The following is a 12668-nucleotide window of genomic DNA, read 5'->3' as shown; positions in this document are numbered from 1 at the left end:
CTACCGTCAGGGCGAGCAGTTCCTCCGAAGTCTCTATAAAGGTAGATGTCCGTCTCTGCAACTTTTTCCGAGTAAGAACCACTGCGGAAAGTTGCTGCTTTCGACTCTAAATCATTTGGGTTACCAAGCGGACCAGCTTCGTGAGGGCCATATGCCTTAATAAATAGTCATGACGAAGCTTTTATCACACCGCCATCAATAGATTTACTCGCGAGAGATTCTATCTTACTGGCAACAGCACCGCCCAAAATTGGCGCCATCGAAGCGGCAACAATCTTCATCCCATCATAGGTTTCTACATATGCTTCAGCTTTCTCTTTATCTAAACCAAGCTGAGTCATGGTGTAATTGATCATTGCATCCTTCACCTGCTGCTGATTTTGCGCATCAACACCGGTGATATCGAGCAGGTTAACTATCTGACCATAAGCATCTGCGTACTGCTGGCTGGCCTTTGAATTATAGTTCCCGGTATTTTCGTACTCTCCTCTTGCTTTAATCACATCCAGCCTGGCAGTGGCGCAGGCTGAACTGGCTGCATTGCCATTGCCGCAGGCACTGATGACCTTCTGATCGCTGGTGATGTCTTTTTCGCGCAGATCATTAATGGTTTGCTGCGCTTTTTCACGTACAGCCTGATCTTTGCTGTTGAGCTTCTGTTTAGCTATTTCAAGCTCTGTCTTATCCGATACGCTGAGGAAGTTATTCTCAACAACAACTTAGAATCCTTTTAATTTCAATAACCGAGCTATCCACATCCCACCACCGACAAAGCTTCCGACACTGAGACTAATCTTACAGAGTAGCAATATATTTTCCATAGTGAAATTAATTGGTATCCCTTTGAAAAAGAAGAACAACAACTCCCCTGCTACGTATAAAGTAATTGATGTCAAAAAAATGGACACAATACTTAATGCGATAAAAAGAGGCAGGTGCAGAAACTTATTTTGCTTTCTCATTTTTTGCGATCCTCCTGAGAGGATTTCTGCTCTATATACTTCCCGCTAAGTTCAGATCCCACGCTACCACCGATATCGCCAGCTATACCTGGAAAAGAGCTAGGTGTCATTTCTTTTGAAAGCCCAAGCTCTCCTTTCACTTCAGTAAACTGCCTCAGAGCAGGATTAAACTTAGGATCCCAACCACCTTTCCACCAGTTAACACCAGAATTAACGCCCCATGAGACCCCTTTACCGATGCCATAGCCAATACCCGAACCGGCCCCATTGATTAGCGCCCCCGACAGCGGGTCTTTGTTGTCAATCCAGTTACCCAGCGCACCACCTGCGGCATTCCAGCCGACTGTACCTGCCAGGCCATTCCCCATACTGAATACATTCACCCAACCAGCAATGGCTGCGTTTGCAGGGTCTATAGTACCATCAGCCAGATAACTGATACCGGCATTCGCACTTGCTCCCAGTCCCCACATAGCCTGAGCACCACCAGGAAGCAGAGCCACTGTACCTGTTGCCAGAGCAAGTCCTACCGCATCCCGTTCATTTTTAGCCTTATGGCATGCGGCTCCATCAGGATTATCAGAACAGCTCGCCATATCGATCCCATGCTGACGTATCCATGCAGCCTGAGCATCTTCACTACCACCGAGTAAATTATTCTCAACTGAATTTTTACCAGACTGCGCCCCCGTTGTCGTGCTTTTCGAATCCCCCCCGGCCAGATTACCTGCCAGCCCGGATGCAATAGTCGCAAGATTGCTGACTAACTGCCTGTCACTTTCATCCAGCTCACTGACGTGCTTGCCCGGATACATCGTTTTCAGTATCGCATTTGCAGCAAGCTCTCCTGCCGCTGCGCCAGCCGCTCCGGCTGCTACATTGTTCCCCTGCATAGCCGCCGCAGCACCACCCAGTATCGCATGCGCGATGGCTTTAGCCGCGATATCATCCTCGCTGAGGCCCGCCTTATGGCCTATGATATTGGCAAGCTCCGGTGCCGATGCCCCCGCCAGCGCCGCGCCAATATTACCGCCAGCCAGCCCCTGCAGAGCGCCTACTGCAGCCTGAATACCCCGCTGCACGTCACTGCCCGTACCGTATTTCGTCTGCTCGGTTTTATATGCCGCTGAGTTCCGTAGTTGCGTCTGGTATCTTGCTTTTTCTTCATCACTGGCGTTCACATCCGGCTCAGGAATGCCTTCCTTTGCCAGTGCTTTTTTACCCGCGTTCAGGCCATTTATCTCACCTTGCGTCCGCGCGATATCCGCCGCCTGGTTACCTATCTGGGCTATCAGTTGCACTTCTTGCAGACGTCTCTGCTCTTTTTCCTTGTCAAAAATAGGACTGATGCTGCCGTTTGCATGCTCCGCATCCCGGCTCAGACCGGCGACATCCTGCTTCTGGTTTTCCGTGTCGCGAACAGTTAACGTCCCCTCACTCACCGCCGCCTGCGTTGTTCCTTCCGCATGCCCGCTGCTGCCACCTCCGGCAATCAGGGCGTTCGCCAGATTACCCGCGAACTGTTGACCAATACTGCCTCCCGTACTGATCCCTCCCCCCTGGTGCTCCACTTTGTAATCTGCCTGATTGTGGATATCGCCAAAGCCCAGCGTGCCCGTATCCAGACTGTTTTTATCCACTGAACCGGTAGAAGCAATGACCGCGCCATCCAGTTGGGTGTGCTTGCCCACGGTGATATCAAAGCCACCGTCTCCCGCGAATATCCCGCTCTGCTCCTGCACCGAGTCATAGTCGCTCTTCATCCTGTCGCGGCTGGCATTGATACTCGCAGAAGCCGTCCCCGCGCCGAAGGTATATCCCACTCCTCCGCTCACGCTGTTCTGTTTGCTATCGTAGTGGTCGCTGTCCTGCGTACTGGTAATCGTCAGATCGCGGCCTACATCTGCCGTCACTTGATTGCCGTTGACCTGCGCACCAGCAAGCGTAGTGTCCCGCCCGCTGTTTATCGTGACCTGATTACCCGCATCCACCGTGGTTTCATTCTGCCAGGTGCCGTTGCCTTTCTCACGCCCTTTACTGCTGTTGGCGTTCGCCGAGACGCTGATCCCCGCGCCACCGGAACCCACACCGATACCCACGCCAATACTGCCACCGCTGCTGCTGTTTTTACCGGTCGTCAGTTGCGTATCCTGCGAAGCGATAAGATTCACGTCACGTGTGGCATCCAGCACCACATCCTTACCGGCCTTCACTTCACTGCCTGCAATAGTAATATCGCTTCCTGTGGACGTGATATTGACGCTGTTGCCTGCGTTCAGAGTACTTCCCGTCGTTGAATCCTGCTCACTGTGGGAGGTCGATTTTGAGGACTGTGAGCCCAGAGAAGCACTGACACCTATCGTATTGGTATTGTCTTTAGCGGTCCCTTTCGCCTGATCCAGAGCCACAGCCTGCCCGGCCTGTACTCCGGAGAGAACTGCCTGCGTACCCTGCAGTGCCGCCAGTCGGGAATCGCTGCTTTGTTTTGCTCCCTGTGCTGCTGAAACCGCGCTGTTCACCGCACTGCCCGCAGCCCCCGACAGCGCCACCGTCAGTCCGCTGGTTTTCTGCTCAAACTTCTCATCACGTGTGCGTTTGTCATGACCCGGTTCAATAAGTACGCTGTCGCCGCGAACAGCAATATCTTTCTGGGCGATGATATCCGCGCCGCCGATATGTGCCTGCTGGCCTGCGGTGATACTGACGTTGCCCGCCGTTGAGCCGACAGTACTGAAGCTCTCGCTTTGGGTGGTGCCTTTTTCGCGCAGATCGTGCGTGGTTTTGCTGCTACCGATGGTGAAGCCGATCCCGCCTGACCCCATCAGGCCGCTCTTTTTAGTCTCTTTAAAGCGCCATGAGGTATCGGTATTGGTGGCGGCAACGATATCCACATTGTTGCCAGCCCCCAGCGCCACATTGCCGTCACCGGCAACGGCTGAGCCCTGTACCAAAATGTTATTCCCGGCGGTGACAGTCACATTGTTCCCACTCAGCAGCGCGCCTTTTTCCCGCGTAGCGCTGTCTTCTTCAATCGTATGGGTAGTCTTTTTACTGAGGAATCCTTTTTTGGTTTTCGTGGTTTCCTGGTAGTGATAATCGCTCTCTGTGGCGGTCGTGAGATTCACATCCCGGCCTGCCGTTACGCCGATATCGGCCTGTGCCGTAACATCTGCTGCCTGTGCGTTTACATCACGCCCGGCAATAATGACGGCGTCGCCGCCGCTGGCAATTTCCGTTCCCTGCTGGCGTACGGCGTCATTGACTACGGTTTTCTTCTTCGCACGATAGCTGTCGCCGTCGGTCGTTGCTTCAGCCAGCAGGTTGACATCTCGCCCGGCCAGCAGACCGACATCATTCTCCGCAGCCAGCCCAGCCGCATGGGAATTAATATCCTGACCCGCTTTCAACACCAGATTGTCACCCGCTGAAACGGTTGTAAGGGAAAGCCCGGTGCTGTGCGATTCACTGCCCCCGTTACGGCTACTTTGCTGAGTGGTAGCTGCATTCAGATTGAGATCGTTACCCGCTGTTAGCTGAGCATTCCCTCCCGCTTTAACATCGCTGGCGGTGATATTGAGGTTATTCCCGGCATTGATACCGAGGTTACCGCCCGCGCTGATGGCGCTACCCTGCCAGTCTACTGACGACCGACCAGTCTCAGTTATCCAGCGTCCGGAGCGACTCCGGGCATCGTTAATCTGGTTGGCATTTACCGCAATATCCCCCCACGCATCCATCAGCAATGGGCCGCCTGCAGAGAGATTCGCGCCAGTAACAGTGATATCTTTGCCTGCCGAGAGCGACAATCCGTCCTGCGCGGTTATCGATGCCGTAGACCCCAGCAGAGTATCTTTAAAGCTCACATTGCGGTATTTGTCCCTGGCACTCACATCAATCTGTTCCGCCAGCGTCAGATTATTGATGTTGCCGCCCAGGCTTTCCAGCGCCACCGTTTTTCCGCTGATGGCGGAGCTGACGTTATTGATATCACCAATCGCGCTCAGGTCGAGGTTGCCCCCGGCCTGCATCAGACCATTGTTAAGGTTGTTAATACTGTTTTGGCTGTCGAGAGTGAGGTCGTTTCTCGCCAACAGCGTACTGCCGGAGTTGGTGATATTCCCGCTGGTAAGCTGAACATTATTCCCGGCAATGACGCTACCGTTGTTCACGGTGATATCTTTCGGCGAGAGATACAGCTTCGGTATCATTACCGTCTCACCGTTGACGGTGGCGGCTTCCCACCACAGCATGCTGTGCTCAAGGGACGCTATCTGATCTGCCGTCAGTGCCACCCCAAATTTCAGTCCCAGCGACTGCTGAGTGCTTGCAGCGCTATCCATCAGATAACGCATCTGGTCAAGGTCAGAACCAATGCCGTTGATGTATCGACTTCCCGTCTTATTCAGCATGGCGTTACTAACATAGCGGGTATCGAACGCCGCATCACCGAGGAAACGGTAGTCATATTCAGGGTTGAGTTTGAGACGATCGAGCATATAGGCCGATCCCAGGAACTGGTTTTGATCGGTATACGCAATATTGGTTTCACGCGGCGCTTCGCCAGGTTTGATACCCAGCATTGCATTCAAATCACCAAACAGGCTGGGATCGAGCTGACCAAGACCATTCAGTTTCGGGTTAACGTTGATCAGATACGGGCTTTTCGGATCGTCGGAGACGACGAAATACCCGTTCTTTCCGGAAGGCAACGGATAAGCGCTGGTATCCACCGTTTTGCCCTGATTTATCCCGGCGGCATTCACGTCCTTCTCGCCTGGGTTAATCAGGCCATTGAGTTGACCGAGACTGGCGTTACCTTTCTGCGTGGTAGAAACAGGGTTGAGCGTAGCGTCTGATACGCCGCTGCTTTCCAACGCGCCGCCGCCGTTAATCTTCTGCAATACGTCATGCAGTCGATCGTTCCACTGTGGAGAGCTGACACTTACCGTGTCATTGCTTGCCAGCGCCTGCTTTTGCACCCCATTACTGATGGTTTGGTTGCTGAGGGTGTTGAGGGTAGGGGTAACGATGGTATTTATCACTCCCCCCGTATTAGGAGTGGTACTGGTATTGCTAATATCTTGTGAAAAAACTGCCTGAATTTTTCCGCCCGACTGGATTACTGAGCGATAAATCGTTGCATCCGAAGCTTCTTCTCGGTCCTTCCCTTGTGCGATGTAATGAATTGGAGTCTTTCTATAGCTATCGGCTTTTACTGACGCAGCAGGCGTTTCCCATTTATTACCTTGCTGGTCAGCAGCATACGTCCGATATCGGGTAACTGTACCGTCTGTCCAAGACTGATTTTGCAGGGTTGTACCCGAAAGGTGCATATCCCCGCCAGCCAGCAACGTACTGGCATTATTTTCCAGATGTCCCGCCTGAAGGACCATTCCACGAGATGAACTGATGCGCCCGGCCCCACCGCTGGCAGAGACAGAAAGGGTTGCGCGTGAGACTGCAATCTCCTTCGTCGGACTGTTTTTCATCGCCTTAGGAACAGCTATGTCGTAACAATCAGGACTCGCGCCGTGCCCCGGACTCCCTCCACCGCTGCAGGATCGGTTAACAATGTAACCATAGTCAGTTCCCAGTTTTAGCTCAGCAAGAGGAATATCTGCAAAACTCTCATTCAGCCAGGCATACTGTTGTGTTAGATCTTCAATTTTGCCGTTACTTACCACCAGCCCATCCCGCTGATTCAGCAGATGCCCGGTTTTGATGGTGATATCACCGTTCTGGGTTTCGATATTACCGGAGGTGTTGACCACTTCGCTGTTGGCATTTCCCGCCGCATCTCGCTGCATCCACAGATTGTTTCCCGCGAGGATATCGCCGCGCTGGTTGGTAATGGTGTTAGCATATAGCGCCAGATTATTTGCCGCGTACAACAGCGCCGTATTGACGATGGCACCCGGTGCATTGAGCGTCAGAGAGCCACGCGTTCCGGTGAAACCAGAGACTGAAATATTACCGCGACTGGTCAGCGTAATATCGCCGCCGCCCTGTAACGTTCCGGCGGTATTGAGCGCTACGCTGTCGCCGCTGAGATAACTGGCGCCGTTGCCAGTGGTGATTTGTCCATTATTGCTGAGCTGTCCGCCCGCCGTCAGGTTGAGCGATTGCCCCTGAAGCACGCTACGGTTGTCGATAGCGCCATCGCTGGTAATGGTCAGCGTTTTGCCCGCGGCAAAAGCGCTTTGCACAGTAAAGTCATTCACCAGTTTCAGCGTCAGATTACCCAGCGCAACCACCTGCCCCAACGTACCCAGCCCGTGACTCTCAACGGACAGATCGCCGCCGCTGAACAGTTTCCCTGCCGCATTCTGATTAATCTGGCTGGCATTAACACTCAGTTGCGAGGTGCCCAACAGCGTACCGTTATTTGTCAGTTGCGTGTATTTCACCGCTAATTGACCGGCCTGCGCGGTTCCCAGGTTGGTAAAACTGGTCCCTGCAAGCGTGGCGCTGTCAGCCAGCCAGTTCCCGCTATTGGTGGCCGTTGCTGCATTCAGAATGAGGTTTGCCGCCTGTAACCAGCCTGCGCCGGAATACTGCGGCGTGGTCAGCTTCATTCCCGCGCCAGAAAGCAGTTTGCCGTCATTGAGTGCGCGAGTTGTGGCGTTAAGATGGGTCTCTCCACCGCCCTGCATTAAACCGTAGTTGGACAGCACTGGCGTAGAAAGCGTCAGCCCCTGGCGGCTGACGATCTCCCCGGAAGCCTGGTTTATCAAATCACCGCTCAGCGACAGCGTTGCGCCATTATCCCCTTGCAGTCGTCCGCTGTTGGTCAATGCGCCGGTCGTCATGCCCAGCGTCGCCCCCTGAATTTTGCCCTCATTGGTGACTGACGCCGCAGTCAGATCCAACGCGCCGGCGCTCAGCATACTGCCCGCTTTCTGCTGCCTGACCGCGCCGTTCATGGCAAGCGTAAACGCATTTACGCCGCTAATCGCCGCACTGTTATCAAGGGTTGTCCCCTTCAGCGTAAGATTTTTCGCCGTCCATTGCCCGGCGTTAGCCAGAGAAAGCGCCTGTAGCGTCGCGTTACCAAGGGCAGTAATTTTGCTGCCCGCCGCAGACGTCAGGTTATTTGCGAGCGTAAGCTGCAGAGCGTCGGCGCTTTGTATTGCCCCGTTGTTTGTCAGCGTTTGCGCATTGAGCAGAACAGACTGCCCTTGCCACACGCCGTTATTCGTCACCTCGCCAGAAGAGAGTTTCAGCGTCCCCTGCGTCAGCAGTGAACCACCTGCTGCGTTAATCAATTCCTGTTGCGGTGAAGCCATCGCCATGCGCGCCATCAGACGCTGACGAGCCTCTAGTGTCAGGCTTTGCAGACCGGTCAGCGTCCCCTGATTGTGGATCCGGTTTTGCTGCAGGGTCAGGGTATTTCCCTGTACCGTGCCACTGTTATTAAGCTGCACGCCGTCTAGCGTTACGTCGCTTTCGCTGAGCAGCTTGCCGCTGTTATCAAGCTGCTGCGCGGTCAGTGACATTCCGCCATGACTCATCACTTCGCCTGATGTAGTAAGACCGTTGTTTACATCAGCCGTCAGATTACCCAGGCTTATCAGCGATCCTTTGTGCAGCCAGTCATCTGCGGTCAGCGTAAGTTGCTGCCCCTGCAGCGTTCCCTGCGTCGTGATAGTGCCGGCATTGACGCTCAACGCGCCGCCGCTCAGCGTACGGGACGTAATGCCCGTCGTGAGCACATCGCCATCCAGCGTAAGCCCATTCGTCCCCTGCCACAGGCCTGTATTGTTTAACGTCGAGGCTGCAAGTGTCAGCCTGTCACCGGTAATACGCCCGGCGCTGTTGATATCATCAGCCGTAAGCGTCAGTGCGCCGCCACTTTGAATGTGTCCGGGGTTGGTAAGTCGCCCGGACAGCTTGCCTTCCAGGCCATGCAAACCGTTAAACACGCCGCTGTTATTCAGCGAGTCGGCAGTGAATGTCAGGGTATCGCCTTGCAGTACGCCGGCGTTTTCCATCGCACCGGAATGCACCAGCAGCGCATTACCGGCCAGCCATTTACCTGCGGTATCCGTGATGAAGGTATTCGCAGAAACCGAGGTATTGTCGTTGCTCTGTACCAGACCGCTGTTACGGATTGATTTTCCATCCAGAGTGACACTTTTCGCCGCCAGCGTACCGCGGTTATCCAGGGATGCAGTATTCATCGACGCCCCCTGTTTCGCCACCATACTCCCCTGGTTTCCAACCGAGTTCGCCAGCGTCAGGTTCAGGGAATCGGCCTGAATATCACCTGCGTTAATTAATTTGCTGCCGCGCAGTGTGAAGTCGGTATTCGTCAGCAGCAGACCTTGGTTTTCCAGCATGTCGAGGCCTAAATCCAACCCCGCGCCGCTAACCAGTTGTCCCTGCTGACCATTGAACAGATTGCGGGTGGTGAGTTGTAGCGCCGAATTACCCTGCACAATGCCGTTATTCACCAGCTCCGGTGCGGAAATGCTCAGGGATTTTGCAGCAATCATTTCGTCGTTAAACAACTGTGCCGCAGCCAACTCAAACAGGTTGAGACTGCGCAGCGATCCCTGATTATCCAGTCGCCCGTTAGCCTTAATCTTCAGACTGTCCAGTGCCTGAACGCTGCCGCTATTGCGCAGGTTATCCAGTCTAATCGCCGCGGTACGGCCCTCTAGTTGGCCATCATTTTCAAAACGCTTTCCGCTGAGCTGTAGATCTTCACCGCTGGTCACCTGCCCACCAGCAAGGTTTGTAAAGCGATTCCCATCCCAGGCGAGCGCCTGATTCCCCTGCAGGATCCCACTGTTGCTGAGATCGCCGTGTAATGCCAGCACCTTCGCTGCCAGCATTCCGCTGTTATTCACGCTGGCGGCATGGACGGTCATACCTTGTTGACTGAGTACTTTTCCCTGGTTAGTGAACGCGTCGTGTACTGTTGCCGTTACCCCCGTTTCACCCAACGCATTACCGCTATTTTGCCACGTATTTGCTTCCAGATTCAGCGTACCGCCCTGCAGCAAGCCAGTGTTGTGGAGAGTCTGATTCTTAAGACTTAATTCACCCACCGACAACACATTACCGTCGTTATTCACGTCCTGACTGTTCAGCGCGAGCGTATCGGCGGCCATGAGTCCGAGGTTATCTGTCTGCTGTCCGTGAACAGATAATGACGTGTCAGCCAGCAGGCGTCCCGCGGCTTCGTTTTTTATCGTCGCATATTCACTTTGCAGATTAACGCCGTTAATTTCTCCGCCGTTAACCAACTGGCGACCGTTGAGGTGCAATGAACCGTCGGTTGTAATCAACCCATGGTTAGCCAGATACGGTATATCCAGCGCTAGAGATGCTTTGCTGTAGAGTGAGCCGCCGCTGAGGTTTTCCAGTCTGTCGGTATACAGGTTCAGCGCGGTGTTGCCCTGCATCAGACCGCTGTTCACGACATGCTGACTCTGGAGAGTTAACGTGTCGGCGATCAGAGAGCCGCTGCTGGCGAGTCCATCAGATGCAATAATCGAGATGCGTTCGGCGCTGGCGCTACCGCTATGGGTCAGCGTTGTCCCACTGAGCGCCAGAGTATCGGCCAGCAGATCTCCATGGTTATCAACTGACTGCTGCGCGCTGAAACCGACGCGTTCCCCAGTGGATTTCCCGCCATGACTGAGCCTGTCAGCCGTCACATCCAACGAGCCTTTTGCCGCCTGTACGCCGTTCAGCGTCACGTTGTTGCCCGTAATCGCAAGGTCCAGACCGCTCTGCAAATGACCGTCTTTGCCAGTAGTCAACTGCTTTGCGCCGACATTAAGCGCACCAGCGGCATTAACCTGACCGTTCAGGTTAAGGTTTTGCGTAACGTTTAACTGTATGTCCTGTTGCCCGGCGATCAGCGAATCTTTCGCGGCGGTGAGGTTTTCAGCATTGACCGTTACCCCCTGGTTGCCAGAGAGGACGCCATGTTGTTCAACTGTCGCGGCCTGCACCGTTAATGTGCCATCAGAGAGCAACTTTCCACCATTACTCAGCGTGGCATCAGCCCGGATATCCGCATTGTTTTTCGCGCTCAGGATCCCCTGCTGGTTCAGCGCTACCGTTTGTACTGAAAGCTGGCCGCCGCTCGCCAGCGTACCCATATTATCCAGCGCCCCGCTGTTGACCGATACGCTGTTACCCTGCATCAGACCTGCGTTGTTAAGGCTGCTGACAGAAACATCAAGACTGCCATTTGCAGCCAGTTGACCACCATTAACGAGGTGCCCACCAGAAAGGGACAACGCGCCTCCCGCATTGACCTGTCCCTGGTTGTTTATGTCGCTACCGGTCAGGCTTAATGCGCCCTTCGCATCGGCCCGACTGGCGTTATTCAGAGCTATGCGCTGTGCCTTCAGCGTTAATCCGTTACCTGCTGAGAGCAATCCCCCCTGCGCCGACAGTTCGCCTTGACTGTTAAGGCTGACATCAGTATCACTCCCCAGTGTGGAACGGGTCAGCGCCAGCCCATTAGTACCCGTAACATGCATTTTTTCTTTACTGGTCAGGCTGCCGTCGGTGATTTTCAGCGAACCGTCACTGCGCAGCGAGGTGTTTTTCTGGCTAACCAAAGTGGTTGCCTCAATGGCTACATCCTGTTTAGCAGCCACCTGCAACTCGCCAGCTGCGGCAACCCCGCCCCCCTCGATCGTCACCTTGCCATCGCTGCCCAGCTGCACGCCTGCGCCGCTGGAGAGATTTGCATTCTGTAACGCTAACGCCCCGGTGCTGTTGATGACCATCCCGCTTCCGGTCTTATGACTGCCGGTCAACGTGACGCCTTCGCCACTGGCGGATAGACCACCATTTGCCAGACTGTTGCCGATCGTTAATTTCCCGTTAGCATTGAGGGTGATATCACCCTGACGGGCATTCAGATTCCCGAGGTTGACCCCCAGCCCTTTCTCGCTGGAGACCAGATGAATTCGATTAGCATACATGCCGCCTAACGCACCGGTGTCTACCGCAATTTTCGGTGCTTCCCCTTCGCCATTCAGCGGGCTCACCTGGCCATTCGCCGCCACGCGATTCGCGCCGGCGATAACCGTCAGATCCTTGGCGTGCAGCGCAGCATTAATTTCCGTGGCACGGGCAATAATCGACACCGCATCGCTCTGACTACCATCCAGCCCCTTACCTTCGATGGTAATGCTGCCCTTGCTTACATCCAGCGACTGTAGGTTGCCGTTGGCATCCAACACGGGTTTACCGGTGGTCAGCGTGGCGTTAGGCGTGTTGATAAATCCACAACCATTACAGGTAATGCCATAGGGGTTGGCAACCATGACGTTGGCAGCTTTCCCCGCGACTTCGGTATAGCCCTGAAGCTGCGAACGGTTAGCGCCGGTAACTTCGTTGATGATCCCTGAAGCTTCCTTTCCCGGTTGCAGGTTCGGGTTATTCTGGATGATGCCGCCGAGCTGGGTCTGGGTAAATTGCCCGGTCGCGTTGTTGAGGATCAGCCCCTCTTTTCCCACGTTGTAGTCGTTATATTTATTGTGTGAAATCCCGGACTGGTTCGGCGTGGCAATATTCACCACCGGAACACCATTGGCGGCTTTATCCATCTGCGTATTGCCTTCAGGCGTGATGGCGGCAGCCATCGCTGGGAGCAGTGGTTGGGTAGCCAACAGGAAACTCAACATGCCACTTAGCAAACGCTGGGAAAAACGAACCTGATCCTTTTTCATCACC

2 protein-coding genes are annotated in these 12668 nt (G+C 54.3%); both read right to left on the bottom strand.

What is annotated here, in order from left to right; translation table 11 throughout:
• Positions 1-167: 167 nt before the first annotated feature.
• Positions 168-668, bottom strand: a complete 501-nt coding sequence (locus WC7_RS24850) for a DUF6862 domain-containing protein (protein ID WP_071601750.1) — start codon at positions 666-668, stop codon at positions 168-170.
• 290 nt (positions 669-958) lie between these two features.
• Positions 959-12664: a hemagglutinin repeat-containing protein gene (locus WC7_RS20335; protein WP_016151957.1), complete on the bottom strand. Its 11706-nt coding sequence runs from the start codon at positions 12662-12664 to the stop codon at positions 959-961.
• Positions 12665-12668 lie beyond the last annotated feature (4 nt).

Source organism: Citrobacter sp. KTE151, assembly GCF_000398845.1.
In the GTDB taxonomy this organism is placed as follows: domain Bacteria; phylum Pseudomonadota; class Gammaproteobacteria; order Enterobacterales; family Enterobacteriaceae; genus Citrobacter; species Citrobacter braakii.
This window is presented reverse-complemented; position numbering and strand designations above follow the sequence as displayed.